Genomic DNA, 17,070 nt, shown 5'->3' on the forward strand with positions numbered 1-17,070 from the left:
GAAAAAAAACCTCAACTGACAGATGATTTGTCAGTTGAGGTTTTTTTTGCGTATAAAATTCTAGCTATCAACTAAAAAGCCCCCAAAGGTAGATCAAAAATCTAAGCTTGGGGACTTATTTCAGTATGATCCCAGCTACTGGGTTTATGCTAGATCCTTGATCAGTTCTGACGCCCAAGGATCTGAGCAGTGATCTGGTAAAGATACGTTTTGGTTTCATCTTTGGTCTCAGGTAATTTCTGGATCGCCTGCAAAGCTTTTTTCGTATAGTCGGCTGCGAGTTTCTTGGCTTCCTCGATCCCAGCACTTTCTTGGACGATCCGATAGACTTCGTGGGTGTCGGTGTCCGTCATGGCGTCTTGTTTTTCCAGCAATGGGAGCAGCTGTTGGCGGTCACTTTTTAGTGCCATTAACAGCGGCAGGGAATAGACGCCTTGCCGAACATCTTCCAATACTGGTTTCCCTAAAGCAGCCGCATCTTGGCTGTAATCCAAGACGTCATCCATGATTTGAAAGGCAAGGCCAATGGCTTCACCGATCTCACGGGCTTGATTGGCAAAGCGCAAGGAGGTGCCGCTTTCGTAAGCCCCGATGAAGCAGCTTAAAGCAAACAACTCAGCGGTTTTGCCGCGAATGTTTTCTAAGTAATCCTCGACAGTGACGGACAAATCGTATCGTTTGCTCATTTGTCCTAATTCGCCGGCCAGGATTTTTTCCATACTACGGGAATTCATCTGCAAGCTTTTCATGGAGCTGGCATAATCCGCCATCAATTTAAAGCAGCAGACGAAGAGGTAATCACCAGCATAGACAGCGACATCGTTGCCAAATTCGGAACGAATGGTCGGCAGCTTGCGGCGGGTGTCCGCATGATCGACGATATCGTCGTGGATCAACGAGGCAGTGTGGAGCATTTCGATCGAGGCCGCCAATGCGACGGCTTTTTCGCGATCTTTGTCGCTGCCATAAGCAGAAAAGAGCAGCTGATAAGCAGGACGCAGCAGTTTCCCACCTGAATGGATCATGGACAGGATCGCTTGTTCGACCTCTTTGTTTTTTAGTTTTAATGATTTTTCCATCAATTGCAAGGAGGCAGATAAGTCAGCTTGCAGTGCTGGATACTCTTGCCACATGGAATGAAGTTTCATAATTAACTCCTTTATTCTGAATCCGAGCGCCATTTGACTTTGGTCTGGCGTTCATAATCAATTTGAAAACGGCGCAGTGTTTCGACACGGCGCAGCAAGTAGTTGGCGGCGATTCCGATAGCGATCCCGGACAAGATCCCAAAGAAAGACAGGACCGGCAAGTAGAGCATCACGCTCCAGGATTGAGCGATCCATGAGGCAGTGATCAACTGTCCGACGTTGTGTAAGAAACCGCCGGCCGCACTAATGCCGATGATACTGACACGCTTAGGCCCCAACTGTTTCACCAAAGACATCCCAAAGTAGCTCAGTAAGGAACCGCTCATACTATATAAGAAGGTCGAAACCGTTCCTCCTAGTAACGTCGTTAAGATCAGTCTTAGCCAAATTAAGAGAAAGCTGTCTTTTTTTGGCATGGTGAACAAAGCAATAATGGTAATTAAATTTGCCAAACCTAGTTTCGCACCAGGCGCAAAGGCAAATGGATAAGGGATCATATTTTCAACTAAACCAATCACGACCCCTTGGGCGACCAGCAGTGAGATGAAAATTATTCGTTGTAATCGACTCATAAGCAAACGATCAATAGATTAGATCGTCGGTCTCACTCCCATCTGCGGCTTGGATTTCGATCACCAATTTATGAGGCAGACAGACAATGGTTTCCCCATTTTTACTGGCCCAGCCACGGCGGACACAAATCTGGTCGCCGCAATCGGCTTCCTTGATTCGGATCCGATCCCCTTCGATCTCCAGTAAATTGGTATCGCCATCTTCATCTTCATAAAGATAGGTGTACGTTTTTTGACCTTCAACTAAGTCAAAACGCTTGATTTCTGTCCCATCGACCCGCAAGACGGCTTCTTTGTCCGCTGTTTGCGTCTGGCCAAAAATAAAAATCGGTAAAAAAGAGCTGAGGATCAAAACAAGTATGATGACGCCATCCCATGGTTTTAAATGGGCATCGCGGATAAATTCTTTTAGTTTCATCAAAAAAGACTCCTGTTCTTTCATGTGATGTGTCTCATTCTAGCATAAGAAGACAAGATTCTACTAGCTGAATCCTCAATAATCCACCGATTTCTGTGCAAGGACGATCAAGAAAAAGTTCTGTACTTGGAAAGAGACCAAGACACTGATTGAAAATCAGAATGTCTTAGTCTCATGAAGTCGTACAGGTATTCTATTTTGCTGGCTTATTTATTGCCGTATAAGGAGCGAGGGGTACCGTACCACCATTTTCCAAGGGTACGTTGCAACCATGGGATTACCCAACGGTCTAAACCGACTGCGCGTCCTGAACCGTTCATCAAGGCAAATGCAACTGGAATGAACCAGATGTTTACCCAGTAGAACATACCAGACATACAGAAAGTCAACACTAAAACGATAGTCGTTGCGTTTACTAACCAAGTGAAGAGACCAGCCATCAATGCAAGAGCTAAAGCAATTTCAAAGAAGACCATGAATTTTTGGAAGAACATGGCAACGTCGTTGTTTGGCATGATAAATTGCATAACTTTTGTGAACCAGTCAGGTGATTTTTCAATCACGATCATTGGTTGCTCACCGTAGGCATAGCTCAAACCGAAGTGTGCGGCTTGTGTCGCTGCATCGGCTGCTTCACCGGCACCACTAGCGGCACTTGCTGCATCGGCTGCTTCACTAGCACCACTTGCTGCATCAGCGACTGTTTGATATTCCCAAGTCCAAGGGAAAACGCTGTTGCCTTGGAACCAAGAACCTTCACCGAACCAAGTACCAGGTTTGAAGACTTCCCCATTCGTACCCAAAATTTTCTTGAAGGCTTCAACGAACCAGACAAGACCATAGAAAATACGAAGCGGAACACTCCACAAGACGTTTCCGTAACGAGACGTATGACCACGAGCGACTGTCCGGTCATCTTTGATGTGGAAGATTTCATGCATCAAGTATTGGAACATGTAGTAACCAGAACGAATATCAAAGAAGTATTTCAAGTTAACGATATGTTTCATAATGATCGCTAAGAAACCGCTCAGGTGAATCTTATTGAATAAGTTCGCCACGCCCCATTTGGCACCGATGGAAACCATAAATCCTTGGTAGTTTCCTTTGAATTTATGTTTTTCGCCGCCTTTGATGGCTGAAACGATATTCGTTGCTGCAGTGTGCCCAGTTTGTTCAGCTGCTTGCACGATTTGTGGTGTTGGTGTGTTCGGGAATTCTTCGAAGTAAACCAAGTCACCAATAATATAGATGTTTTTGTCTTCGTAGCCTTTTGCTTCCATGTACTCATTGGCAACTAGACGGAAACCACGAGCGGTTTCTAAACCGAAATCAGCAGCATCGCTAGTTCCTTTGACGCCGGCAGTCCAGATCAATGTGTGGGTTGGGATCGTTGAACCATCTTTTAGTTTGATGTGGTCAGGTGCCACTTCAACGATTGGTGCATTCAAGACAAGATCAACATTGTTTTTCTTCAAGTAACGTTCTGCTTTGGCTGCATCGTTACGATCAAGCATGTTTAAGATCGTTGGCATTGCTTCAACGACTTTCAAGCTGATTTCACTTGGGTCCAATTTATAATCGGAAGCTAAACGATCTTTCCAATCGATCAGTTCACCGATCATTTCGATCCCAGTAAACCCAGAACCACAAACGACAAACGTCAACATTGCTTTACGTAATGCTGCATCTGGTTCGATCGCTGCTTTTGCGACAGTTTTTTCAATGTGTTCGCGAATGCGGACAGCATCGTCAAATGACCATAGAGTAAAGCCATTTTCTTTGACACCAGGTGTACCGAAGTCATTCGGTTCGCCACCCATCCCTAAGATCAAGTAGTCAAATGAATAGCTGCCTAATTTTGTTTGGACGGTTTTATTTTCTTTATCGATCCCAGTTACTGTATCGGTTACTAAACGAACATTTTTCTTGCGTGAGAACAAGCGTTGCAAGTCATATTGAATTGCGGTAGGTTCTACACGTCCTCCAGCGACTTCATGCAGTTCAGTCATCATCGTATGATAAGAGTGACGGTCGATCAATGTTATCTCAACATCATTGTCTTTTTTCAATTTCTTTGCCATGTACTTCGTAGCAGAAACGCCTGCATAACCGGCACCGACAACGACAATGTTTTTCTTTGCCATTGCAAATCTCTCCTTAATAAAAATAATCTATGATAATAATTACACAATCGTTCCTATTATATAGACAAATGGTTCATTTGTCTAACGATTCTGATGAAAAAAACGCATATTTCCTGAAATTCGTGAAAACTTGCGAAAATCAAAAAATAAGTCATTTTTTATTGAAAAAGCGGAAAGGAAGCGGTTGACATCTCGTAAATTTACTTTACAATGTTAGATGTATCACAAACTTTTTTGTGGGGAAAATAAACAAGTAAAAGGTGGATAATTATGAAAGCAAAGAAATTGATTGTAGGTATGGCGGTATTTTCATTCGCAGCATTATTGTTAGGGGGATGCGGAGCAGACGACAACAATACAGGTTCTTCGTCAACTAGTGAAAGTACATCACAAACTTCTGCAAGCGATTCTGCAACTACAGAAAGCTCAGAAGCAACCGTCGTTGCAGGCGAGCCAATGCAAGATGGTACGTATCGTTTAGAAGAAAAGAACTATAAAAACGACTACCGTGTCACATTTGAGATCACAGTCAAAGACGGCAAAATCGTTGAATCAAAATATGACAACGTCAATGCGGATGGCGAATCAAAAACAGAAAACACTGAATACAATGAAACAATGAAAGAAAAAGCAGGCATCAGCCCAGAAGAATTTATTCCTAAATTCAATGAAGAGTTAGTTGCCGCACAAAGCCCTTCTTCAATCGAAGTAGTTTCTGGCGCGACTCATTCCTTTGATTCCTTCCAAAACTATGCACAACAATTGATTCAAGCGGCGCAAGCAGGCAACACGGAAACCATTGAAATCGACAATGGTGCAGACTTGAAAGACGGAACCTATACATTAGAAGAAAAGAACTACTCAAACGGTTACCGCGTAGTCTTCTCAATGACTGTAGCTGACGGCAAAATCTCTGAATCAAACTACGACTACCTAAACGAAGCAGGCGAGTCGAAAAAAGATGATGCATCATACAACGAAAACATGGAAGCAAAATCTGGTACAAGTCCAGAAGAGTTCATTCCAAACTTCAATGAAGCCTTTGTTTCTGCAGTCAATGCCGAAGACGGCTCTGTGGCAGACATGGATGTTGTTTCAGGGGCAACCCACAGCTTCCACAGCTTTGTTATCTATGCACAACAATTGTTGAATGCCGCTGAAAAAGGCGACCAAACAACAATCGAAGTGGATAACTTCGTTACTGAATAATCACAACTTCTTTCCATTAAGAGGACAGCATTCGTTTTGAGTGCTGTTTTTTTTTCGTGGGCAACAAGGTCACAAAAGCAAGTTCGTGCAAAAGGAAGCAATCTGGTGGGAAGTTTTTTTTAAAAAGAACTGTTTTTTACAAAGAAGAAAAGGTTCGATTAAGGATTCCTAAAATACGTTGAGGAATCACGGAATGCCCCTTTTCATTCTGCCAAAAAAAGGCTATTATATGAAGGTTGAAGACAATAGAAAAGAGGAAAATCATGAAAAAGAAAGTAACGTTTTTTCTGATGTTTGTTTTTTTAGGCACAATGTTGGCAGCCTGCGGCAGTGATCAGGAAGCAACGACGCTGCGAGAAGAACCATATTTTCAAGAAGAATTTTTATTAGGTACGTATACTCGGATTCGCATTTATGATGAAGGCAAAGAGGACGCTATGAAGCCTGCCTTTGACCGCATCAGAGAGTTAGGCGATAAAATCACCATCAACCAAGCAGGGTCAGAGATCGATGAAATCAATGCGCAAGCTGGCATCAAGCCAGTGAAGGTTTCAGATGATATCTATTATTTGTTGAAAGAAGCCTATGATTATAGTGTGAAATCAGAAGGCGGCTTTAATATGGCCATCGGTGCGATCACCCAATTATGGCGAATCGGCTTTGATGATGCCCGCAAGCCAGAACAATCTGAGATCGATGAAGCGTTGAAACATATCAATTATGAACAAGTCGAGTTTAACGACGAAGACCACACGGTGTATTTAAAAGACAAGGACATGATCCTTGACCTTGGGGCGATCGCCAAAGGCTACATCACGGATGAAGTCGTCAAAGTGCTGAAGGACAATGGCGTGACTTCCGCGATCGTCGATTTGGGCGGGAATGTCTATGTGTTAGGTCATAGCAACCGCGGTGCAGATGAGCCATGGAATGTCGGAATCCAAGATCCAAACAAATCTCGCGGCTCGATTATCGGCAGTATCAAAGAAACCAATAAAACAGTAGTTACTTCAGGGATCTACGAACGCTACTTAGAAGTAGACGGCAAAACGTATCACCATATTTTTGATTCTGAGACGGGCTATCCTTACGATAGCGATGTAGCAAGTGTGACTGTGATCACTGACAAATCCATCGATGGTGACGGGTTGACTACGGTGGCATTTGATAAAGGAGTCAAAGAAGGCTTGGCTTATATCGAACAGCATACCGAAAAGGGAACCGATGCGATCTTTATCACAAAAGAAGATAAAGTGTACGTAACAGACGGCATCAAAGATACCTTTGAGCTTTCAGAGGAATCAGGCTACACGATGGGTGATCGTGCTGATTTAGAATAGGAGGAGTGAAAGATGTCTCTTTCAGTGTTTTTAGAAGTGGTGGAGATCCGCACCAAGGTGGCGAGTGTCTTCCCCTTCATTATGGGTGTGTTGTTCTCGTTGGTGTATTTTCATGAATTTCATCCGTTGAATACTGTAATTTTTTTTCTGGGGATGCTGCTGTTTGATTTGACGACGACGTCCATCAACAATTATATGGATTTCAAAAAAGCCAAATCAGAGACCTACAAATACCAGCACAATGTGATCGGGCGCGAAAACATCTCAGAAGCTACTGTTCGCAATCTGATTTTTGCGATGCTGGCAGGAACCTTACTGATCGGTCTTTACTTGACCTTTGTTACCGGCTGGCTGCTGCTAGTGATGGGGCTGGTGGTTTGTTTTATCGGGGTCTTTTATACCTTTGGCCCCATTCCGTTATCGCGAATGCCTTTAGGCGAGGTGTTCAGCGGTGTAACGATGGGATTAGGGATTTTTGCCATCACGATCTATATCAATACCATTGATCAAAAAGTGTTTTATCTGGCACTGGATTTTGCGAATGGAACCTTTGGCTTAGTGGGGAACCTCTGGGCCGTGTGCGCCATCGTGTTGGCATCCTTGCCGTTGATTTTCACGATTGCTGACATCATGTTAGCCAATAACTTACGGGATCTGGAAGCTGATATCGAAAACCATCGCTACACGCTGGTGTACTACATCGGTCGCGAAGCAGGTATCCGTCTGTTTCAAGGCATGATGTTGGCGTCTTATGCCGCTATCTTATTGGGCCTCTTGTTTGGACTCTTTCAATGGCCGATTTTGCTCGTGTTTCTAACACTGCCAAAAATCCGCCAAAACTTGAAAGAACATCAAGCCAGCCTGCCCCACCCACGTAGCTTCAGCTATTCGATTAAGAACATGATTTTATTCAACAGCAGCTATGCCTTGGGCTTACTTTTGTGTCTGCTGTGGCAATTGCTGTAAAAGAAAAGATCGACCCGCTCTTGAAAGAGCAGGTCGATCTTTTTTATGTGGGGAATGAAAGAGCGCATAAAAACTGTAGAAAAGACATGATAAAAGAACAAGCATCCTACTTATTATGAAACGATGAGACTCGCTTTCTTTGCGATCCTCATTGCAACAGTAAAGTTTTGGTGACAGTAGCTAATCCCGATAGAAAGGGGAGCTGCCAAGGTTGTTTGTTTATTTAACCCCTCGGAATAAGCAGGTCTGTTTATGGAGCATTTATGCTTGACTGATTCCTTACGAAAGCAGCGAATCATCAAGCGGATTTGCGACTTTTTGCAGCATCAATACCGTTCCAAACTGATTTCCCCAGAAGAAAGCACCTTGCGCTCCGTTGCTGTTTCCACCACTAATTCACCGGTGTTAGTAATGTCTTTGGCGATTCCTTCATAGGTCACACCTTGTTGTGTAAACTGAACGGTGCGGCCCAAAACGAAGGATTTCTGCCGATAGCGGGCCATATAATCCATGTCAGGCAGTTGCGCCAATAATTGGAAGAACCGACGCCAAATTTCTTGGATCAAGGTTGCCCGAGAAAAGGTTGGATACTCTTCACCAGGAAAGAGTGAGGTCGCTTTTTCCCGAATCTCTGCTGGAAACTGCTGTTGCGGAATCGAAAAACTGATGCCGATACCGATTACAACCGAGGTAATGCGGCCTGTTTCAAAGTCACTGGTTGCTTCAGACAAAATACCGCAGATTTTTTTTCCATCTAAGTACAGATCGTTGACCCACTTAATGGCCGTTTCCTTCATTAGAAGGGCATCGATGGCCTCTGCGACTGCCACCGCAGCCAAAACGGTATATTGCGGCAATTCTTGAAACGCTTGGTTGGGTTTTAAGAGCAAGCTCATATAGATCCCTTGTTTTTTCGGTGAGAAAAACGGTCGTTCGAAGCGGCCATGGCCGCCTGTTTGCGTTTCGGTCAAAAAAAGGGCGGGGGTTGCCAGTCCACTGTCCAAAGCGGCGATCTTGGCTTCTTTCATAGTAGACTCAACAGCATCCTTGATTTGAATCGTGGGGATCATCGGCAAGGCGGCTGCAAGTGCTGCTTGATCGTAGCGGTCAGCGGAGACAAAGCGATAGCCGTTGGCCAAGTGTTCGAAATGATAGCCTTCTTTCTCAAGTTCTTTAATGGCTTTCCAGACTGCTGTACGAGAGATCGACAAGGCTTGGGCTAGTTTTTCTCCGGACAGTACAGTATCTTCTTTTTGTAATAAGGTCAGTATTTTTTCTTTTGTCGTCATAAGGATATCCTTCCTAATGTTTCACGTGTAACGTTTTCGTTAGCATAGCAAGAAATCGGCAAAAAGCAAAGTAGTTTCTTACGAAAAACAGTCCGCACTAGGTTCGTTTTTTTCTTTAGAAAATCTTAGGAAATGGGTGCGTCAGAAAAGCATTGTAACTTCCAATGAAAGCTTGACAGAAAAGTACTTCATCTGTATAATAAGGAGTTGCAAAAACTATCTGAACGAAAAAAGCAGAAACGAAATATTGTCCGTTTCGGCTTAGGAATAAGGAAACAAAAGTAGAAAATGCCCAATGCATCCGTTCTATTTTTGGTTTTTTTTTGCCTAAAAGCCGCAAAAAATGCTTTCTGTAACCTATATTTAATATTTGTTACAGTTTTGTAAATAATCGGATAGCCTTTTTGAAAGACTTTATGAAGAGGTGAAGAGCTTGGCTGGACACGTAGTAAAATACGGAAAGCATCGCGAACGTAGAAGTTTCGCACGGATCAGTGAAGTATTAGAATTACCGAATTTGATTGAAATTCAAACCGACTCTTACCAATGGTTCCTAGATGAGGGCCTAAGAGAAATGTTTGAAGATATTTTGCCAATCGAAGGATTCAACGGTAACTTGTCCCTAGAATTTGTGGATTATGAATTGAAAGAACCAAAGTATACAGTAGAAGAAGCCCGTGCCCATGATGCAAACTATTCGGCACCATTACATGTTACTTTGCGTTTGACGAACCGTGAAACTGGGGAAATCAAATCCCAAGAAGTATTCTTTGGTGATTTCCCATTAATGACTGAACAAGGAACCTTTATCATCAACGGGGCAGAACGGGTTATCGTTTCTCAGTTGGTCCGCTCTCCAGGTGTATATTTCCATGGCAAAGTCGATAAAAACGGCAAAGAAGGCTTTGGTTCAACTGTTATCCCTAACCGCGGTGCGTGGTTAGAAATGGAAACTGATGCCAAAGATATCTCTTACGTACGGATTGACCGTACCCGTAAAATTCCTTTGACGGTCTTAGTCCGTGCCCTAGGGTTTGGTTCTGATGATACGATCTTTGAAATTTTCGGCGACAGTGAATCATTGCGCAACACGATCGAAAAAGACTTGCATAAAAACGCAAGCGATTCTCGTACCGAAGAAGGATTGAAAGATGTTTACGAACGTCTTCGTCCAGGCGAGCCAAAAACAGCAGACAGCTCACGTAGCTTGCTGAACGCACGTTTCTTCGATCCAAAACGTTACGACTTAGCAAATGTTGGTCGTTACAAAGTAAACAAAAAATTAGACTTGAAAACACGTCTATTGAACTTGACCTTAGCAGAAACCTTGGTTGACCCTGAAACAGGCGAGATCATTGTTGAAAAAGGCACTGTTTTGACTCACCAAGTCATGGAAACACTAGGCGCATTTATCGATAATGGCCTAAACAGTGTAACGTACTATCCATCAGAAGATGGGGTCGTTACCGAACCAATGACAGTCCAAGTCATCAAAGTCTTTTCACCAAAAGATCCAGAACAAGAAGTCAACGTGATCGGTAATGGTTATCCAGATACTGCTACACGTACGGTTCGTCCAGCAGACATCATTGCTTCAATGAGCTACTTCTTCAATTTGATGGAAGGCATTGGCAATGTCGATGACATCGACCACTTAGGAAACCGTCGGATTCGTTCTGTTGGTGAATTATTGCAAAACCAATTCCGGATCGGGCTTGCTCGGATGGAACGTGTCGTGCGTGAACGGATGTCGATCCAAGACACCGAAACCTTGACACCGCAACAATTGATCAATATTCGTCCGGTAGTCGCAAGTATCAAAGAATTCTTTGGTTCTTCTCAGTTGTCACAGTTCATGGACCAAACAAACCCACTGGGTGAGTTGACCCATAAACGTCGTCTATCTGCCTTAGGACCTGGTGGTTTGACGCGTGATCGTGCTGGCTATGAAGTCCGAGACGTTCACTATTCCCACTATGGCCGTATGTGTCCGATCGAAACGCCTGAGGGACCAAACATCGGGTTGATCAACAGCTTGGCCTCTTATGCCAAAGTCAACAAGTATGGCTTCATTGAAACACCATACCGTCGAGTTGACCGCGAAACAGGCCGTGTTACAGACAAGATCGATTACTTGACTGCCGATACCGAAGACCACTACGTTGTGGCCCAAGCAAACAGCTTGTTAAATGAAGACGGCTCTTTCGTAAACGACGTTGTTATGGCGCGTGCTACTTCTGAAAACTTGGAAGTATCGATCGATAAAGTCGACTACATGGACGTATCACCAAAACAAGTAGTCGCAGTCGCAACCGCATGTATTCCTTTCTTGGAAAACGATGACTCCAACCGTGCCTTGATGGGTGCCAACATGCAGCGGCAAGCTGTACCATTGATCAATCCGAAAGCACCTTGGGTTGGTACTGGTATGGAATACAAATCAGCACATGACTCAGGAGCTGCTTTGTTATGTAAACATGATGGGATCGTAGAATACGTGGATGCAGCCGAAGTGCGCGTTCGTCGTGACAATGGCGCATTGGACGTTTATTCTGTTACCAAATTCCGTCGTTCAAACTCAGGAACCAGCTACAACCAACGTCCATTAGTGGCACTTGGTGAAAAAGTGGAAAAAGGCGACATCTTAGCAGATGGCCCATCTATGGAACAAGGCGAAATGGCACTAGGACAAAACGTCTTAGTCGCATTCATGACTTGGGAAGGGTACAACTATGAAGATGCCATCATCATGAGCCGTCGTTTGGTGAAAGATGATGTTTACACTTCTGTCCATATTGAAGAATATGAATCAGAAGCCCGCGACACAAAATTAGGACCTGAAGAAATCACTCGCGAAATCCCGAACGTTGGGGAAGACGCGTTGAAAGACCTAGACGAAATGGGCATTATCCGCATTGGTGCGGAAGTCAAAGATGGCGATCTGCTTGTTGGGAAAGTCACGCCAAAAGGGGTAACGGAACTTTCAGCAGAAGAGCGTTTGTTGCACGCAATCTTTGGTGAAAAAGCCCGCGAAGTGCGTGACACTTCTCTACGCGTGCCTCACGGCGGCGGCGGAATCGTCCACGATGTCAAAATCTTTACCCGCGAAGCTGGCGATGAATTGTCACCAGGTGTGAACATGCTGGTTCGCGTTTATATCGTTCAAAAACGGAAAATCCATGAAGGGGATAAAATGGCCGGACGTCACGGAAACAAAGGGGTCGTTTCTCGCATTATGCCAGAAGAAGACATGCCTTTCTTACCAGATGGCACACCAGTCGATATCATGCTGAACCCATTAGGGGTACCTTCTCGGATGAACATTGGACAAGTATTAGAGTTACACTTAGGAATGGCTGCGCGTCAATTAGGCATTCACGTGGCAACACCAGTCTTTGATGGAGCCAGCGATGAAGATGTTTGGGCAACGGTTGCTGAAGCAGGAATGGCCAGCGATGCCAAAACAGTGCTTTACGACGGACGTACCGGCGAACCATTTGATGGCCGCATCTCCGTTGGTGTCATGTACATGATCAAATTGGCCCACATGGTCGATGATAAATTGCATGCCCGTTCCATTGGACCTTACTCATTGGTTACTCAACAACCATTGGGAGGAAAAGCCCAATTTGGTGGACAACGTTTCGGAGAGATGGAAGTTTGGGCACTGGAAGCATACGGTGCTGCTTACACCTTGCAAGAAATCTTGACCTACAAATCAGATGATGTGGTTGGTCGTGTGAAAACATACGAAGCGATCGTCAAAGGGGAACCAATTCCAAAACCAGGTGTACCAGAATCATTCCGCGTATTAGTAAAAGAATTGCAATCACTGGGTCTAGACATGCGTGTCCTAGATATCGATGATGCAGAGATCGAACTGCGTGATATGGATGATGACGATGATGATTTGATCACCGTTGATGCCTTAACAAAATTTGCGGAGCAACAAACAGCCCGCGAATTAGAACAAAAAGCACAAACAGAAGCTAAAAATGCCGCCGACGCGTTGAACCAACAAATCGAGACAGCAGAAGATCGCTTGCAATAATAGACGGCCCTCGCTATTTCCGCCACCAGCGGAAATAGCCCCCGTTCTATCGGATATGTCCATGAAATGAAATGGAGGGAACCTTTTTTGATCGATGTAAATAAATTCGAAAGTATGCAAATCGGTTTGGCTTCTCCTGAAAAAATCAGAAGCTGGTCTTATGGTGAAGTAAAAAAACCAGAAACCATTAATTACCGTACGTTAAAACCTGAACGCGAAGGGTTGTTTGACGAGCGTATTTTCGGTCCAACCAAAGACTGGGAATGTGCTTGCGGCAAATACAAACGGATCCGCTATAAAGGCATCGTTTGTGACCGTTGCGGCGTGGAAGTAACACGTTCAAAAGTGCGTCGTGAACGCATGGGACACATTGAACTAGCAGCACCAGTATCACACATTTGGTACTTCAAAGGCATTCCTTCACGGATGGGTCTTGTTTTAGACATGAGCCCACGTGCATTGGAAGAAATCATCTACTTTGCTTCTTACGTAGTGATTGAACCAGGAAACACCAGCCTTGAGAAAAAACAACTATTGACTGAACGGGAATACCGTGAAAAACGTGACCAATACGGTCAAGAATTTTCAGCAGCGATGGGTGCCGAAGCCATCAAACAATTATTAGATGGCGTTGATCTTGAAGGCGAAGTTGCTGAATTGAAAGAAGAATTGAAAAACGCAACTGGTCAAAAACGGACGCGTGCGATCCGCCGTTTGGATATCTTAGAAGCATTCCGTGCTTCAGGAAACAAACCAAGCTGGATGGTCATGGACGTTATCCCAGTTATCCCGCCTGATTTGCGCCCAATGGTGCAATTAGAAGGTGGACGTTTTGCCACAAGTGACTTGAACGACTTGTATCGTCGTGTAATCAACCGTAACAACCGTTTGAAACGCTTGTTAGACTTGAATGCACCAAACATCATCGTTCAAAATGAAAAACGGATGCTGCAAGAAGCAGTCGATGCCTTGATCGATAACGGTCGTCGCGGCCGTCCAGTTGCAGGACCAGGGAACCGCCCATTGAAATCTCTTTCTCACATGTTGAAAGGGAAACAAGGTCGTTTCCGTCAAAACTTGCTAGGAAAACGGGTCGACTACTCAGGACGTTCAGTTATCGTCGTTGGTCCATTCCTGAAAATGTATCAATGTGGTCTGCCAAAAGAAATGGCGATCGAATTGTTCAAACCATTCGTGATGCGGGAGCTTGTTTCTCGTGAAATCGCGTCAAACATCAAAAATGCCAAACGCAAAATCGAGCGTCAAGAAGACGAAGTTTGGGATGTCTTAGAAGATGTCATCAAAGAACATCCAGTGCTATTGAACCGGGCACCTACGCTTCACAGATTAGGTATCCAAGCATTTGAACCAGTCTTAGTTGAAGGCCGTGCCATTCGTTTGCACCCACTTGTTTGTGAAGCCTACAATGCCGATTTCGATGGAGACCAAATGGCCGTTCACGTACCATTGAACGAAGAAGCGCAAGCAGAAGCACGTATGCTGATGTTAGCAGCTCAAAACATTTTGAATCCAAAAGACGGAAAACCAGTTGTAACACCATCTCAGGATATGGTCCTAGGAAACTACTACTTGACGATGGAAGAAGAAGGCCGTGAAGGGGAAGGCATGATCTTCCGTGACATGGACGAAGCAGTTACGGCATGGCGCAATGGCTACGTGCATTTACACACACGGATCGCCATCAATCCAAACACTTTAGGGGACAAACCATTCACGTCTGAACAAAAACAACGCTTGATGGTAACAACGGTAGGTAAAGTGATCTTCAACTCGATCATGCCGCCAGAATTCCCATTCTTGAACGAACCGACTGACTACAACTTGACGGTTCAAACACCAGACAAGTACTTTATTGAAGCTGGTACAGATGTGCCTGCCTTCATCAAAGAACAAGAGCTTGTTGGCCCATTCAAGAAGAAAAACTTAGGAAACATCATTTCAGAAGTCTTCAAACGTTTCCGCATCACTGAAACGTCACGCATGCTTGACCGCATGAAAGACTTAGGATACAGCCATTCAACAATGGCAGGTATCACCGTTGGTATCGCTGATATCATGAACTTGCACGAAAAACATGACATCATCGACAATGCCCACAAACAAGTAGAAACGATCACGAAACAATTCCGTCGTGGTTTGATTACCGATGACGAGCGTTATGAACGAGTTATTGGTGTTTGGAATGCAGCCAAAGATGAAATTCAGTTAAAACTGATGGAATCATTGGAAGCGAAAAACCCAATCTTCATGATGTCTGATTCCGGTGCCCGTGGTAACATCTCCAACTTTACTCAGCTTGCTGGGATGCGTGGATTGATGGCCGCGCCTAACGGACGAATCATGGAATTGCCGATCATCTCAAACTTCCGTGAAGGTCTATCTGTCTTGGAAATGTTTATCTCGACCCATGGTGCCCGTAAAGGGATGACCGATACCGCCTTGAAAACAGCCGATTCCGGTTACTTGACACGTCGTTTAGTTGACGTTGCCCAAGATGTCATCATCCGTGAAGACGATTGTGGTACTGACCGTGGTTTAGACATTCAAGCAATTCGCGAAGGAAACGAAATCATCGAATCCTTAGAAGAACGTTTGATTGGACGTTACACACGTAAATCAGTGATCCATCCTGAAACTGGCGAAGTCCTTCTAGGGGTCAATGAATTGATCACTGAAGATTTAGCTAAAGCCATCGTGGACGCTGGCATCGAAACAGTATCCATTCGCTCTGTCTTCACATGTAACACCAAACATGGTGTATGTAAACATTGTTATGGCCGCAACTTAGCCACTGGTTCTGAAGTTGAAGTTGGGGAAGCAGTCGGTACCATCGCTGCCCAATCAATCGGTGAACCTGGTACTCAGTTGACCATGCGTACCTTCCATACCGGCGGGGTTGCCGGAGACGATATCACGCAAGGTCTCCCTCGTGTCCAAGAAATCTTTGAAGCCCGTAATCCGAAAGGACAAGCGGTCATTACCGAAGTTACCGGAGAAGTCATCGATATCTCAGAAGACCCTTCAACTCGGACCAAAGAAGTGACCATCAAAGGGGAAACCGATACGCGTACGTATACCGTTCCTTATACTGCTCGGATGAAAGTAGCAGAAGGCGACTTTATCCATCGTGGTGCGCCATTGACGGAAGGATCGATCGATCCAAAACAACTGTTACAAGTTCGCGATGTCTTGTCGGTTGAAAACTACCTATTACGGGAAGTTCAACGCGTTTACCGTATGCAAGGGGTAGAAATCGGCGACAAACATATCGAAGTAATGGTTCGTCAAATGCTGCGTAAAGTCCGCGTCATGGATCCAGGTGATTCAGGCATCTTGCCAGGAACATTGTTGGATATCGCCGACTTTAAAGACCGCAACTACGACACATTGGTAGCCGGCGGCGTTCCTGCAACTAGCCGTCCAGTCCTATTAGGGATCACGAAAGCATCCTTGGAAACCAACAGCTTCTTGTCTGCTGCGTCCTTCCAAGAAACCACTCGTGTGTTGACCGATGCAGCGATCCGCGGCAAGAAAGATCCTCTTCTTGGATTGAAAGAAAATGTTATCATCGGTAAGATCATCCCAGCTGGTACTGGTATGCCTCGTTACCGTGAAATGGAACCAAAAGAAGTAACAGTTGCCAGCGAAAATGTCTACAGCATCTCAGACATCGAAGCACAAATGGCTGCTGAAGACGCATTGAACAGCCAAAACTAATCAATGCCCAGCATCTGATTGACTCAGTGTGACGGAAAAGCTTGTCATTCTTCGGAATGGCAAGCTTTTTTTGTTTATATTATAGAAATTAATGTTGTTAGGTCATATGTGCAAAACAAATCACCTTCAAAAGTATGATGAATCCCGACATGCGCTCAAATTGTTCTTTGGCGTATGTCATTCAACTCTTTC

General features: G+C 44.5%; 10 protein-coding genes. 5 read left to right on the plus strand and 5 right to left on the minus strand.

The window, feature by feature from the left end; genetic code table 11:
* Positions 1 to 161: 161 nt before the first annotated feature.
* From ECA1_RS04630 to ECA1_RS04645, 4 genes are all read right to left on the minus strand, one after another.
* Positions 162 to 1,148 (minus strand): polyprenyl synthetase family protein, encoded by a 987-nt coding sequence (locus ECA1_RS04630; RefSeq protein ID WP_010748870.1) that lies wholly within the window; start codon positions 1,146 to 1,148, stop codon positions 162 to 164.
* A gap of 11 nt (positions 1,149 to 1,159) precedes the next feature.
* Positions 1,160 to 1,720 (minus strand): Gx transporter family protein, encoded by a 561-nt coding sequence (locus ECA1_RS04635; RefSeq protein ID WP_005232987.1) that lies wholly within the window; start codon positions 1,718 to 1,720, stop codon positions 1,160 to 1,162.
* Between the two features lie 10 nt (positions 1,721 to 1,730).
* Complete coding sequence (locus ECA1_RS04640; protein ID WP_010748871.1) at positions 1,731 to 2,138, minus strand: NusG domain II-containing protein; 408 nt, start codon at positions 2,136 to 2,138, stop codon at positions 1,731 to 1,733.
* A 206-nt stretch (positions 2,139 to 2,344) separates the two neighbouring features.
* The gene (locus ECA1_RS04645) at positions 2,345 to 4,285 is read right to left on the minus strand and encodes an NAD(P)/FAD-dependent oxidoreductase (protein WP_005230327.1); all 1,941 of its coding nucleotides are present in this window, start codon (positions 4,283 to 4,285) and stop codon (positions 2,345 to 2,347) included.
* A gap of 270 nt (positions 4,286 to 4,555) precedes the next feature.
* Between ECA1_RS04645 and pplA the strand changes: the two genes are divergently transcribed.
* The 3 genes from pplA to menA all read left to right on the plus strand — a co-directional run bounded on the left by pplA (position 4,556) and on the right by menA (position 7,800).
* Positions 4,556 to 5,494 (plus strand): extracellular electron transfer flavoprotein PplA, encoded by a 939-nt coding sequence (gene pplA, locus ECA1_RS04650; protein WP_016608361.1) that lies wholly within the window; start codon positions 4,556 to 4,558, stop codon positions 5,492 to 5,494.
* A 263-nt stretch (positions 5,495 to 5,757) separates the two neighbouring features.
* Positions 5,758 to 6,834, plus strand: coding sequence for an FAD:protein FMN transferase (locus ECA1_RS04655; protein WP_005230331.1), 1,077 nt, complete (start codon positions 5,758 to 5,760; stop codon positions 6,832 to 6,834).
* Positions 6,835 to 6,846: 12 nt separating this feature from the next.
* Entirely contained in the window at positions 6,847 to 7,800 is a 954-nt protein-coding gene (gene menA / locus ECA1_RS04660) for a 1,4-dihydroxy-2-naphthoate polyprenyltransferase (protein WP_060791871.1), read from the plus strand.
* A gap of 326 nt (positions 7,801 to 8,126) precedes the next feature.
* Here the strand turns inward: menA and ECA1_RS04665 are convergent, their stop codons facing one another.
* Positions 8,127 to 9,089, minus strand: a complete 963-nt coding sequence (locus tag ECA1_RS04665; RefSeq protein ID WP_060791872.1) for a biotin--[acetyl-CoA-carboxylase] ligase — start codon at positions 9,087 to 9,089, stop codon at positions 8,127 to 8,129.
* Positions 9,090 to 9,522: 433 nt separating this feature from the next.
* Here ECA1_RS04665 and rpoB point away from each other — a divergent pair, with 433 nt between their 5' ends.
* Positions 9,523 to 13,140, plus strand: a complete 3,618-nt coding sequence (gene rpoB, locus ECA1_RS04670) for a DNA-directed RNA polymerase subunit beta (RefSeq protein ID WP_008381746.1) — start codon at positions 9,523 to 9,525, stop codon at positions 13,138 to 13,140.
* A gap of 87 nt (positions 13,141 to 13,227) precedes the next feature.
* Entirely contained in the window at positions 13,228 to 16,878 is a 3,651-nt protein-coding gene (rpoC, locus tag ECA1_RS04675) for a DNA-directed RNA polymerase subunit beta' (RefSeq protein ID WP_015510610.1), read from the plus strand.
* The last annotated feature ends 192 nt before the right edge of the window (positions 16,879 to 17,070 follow it).

Source organism: Enterococcus casseliflavus NBRC 100478 (assembly GCF_001544095.1).
Taxonomy (GTDB): Bacteria; Bacillota; Bacilli; order Lactobacillales; family Enterococcaceae; genus Enterococcus_D; species Enterococcus_D casseliflavus.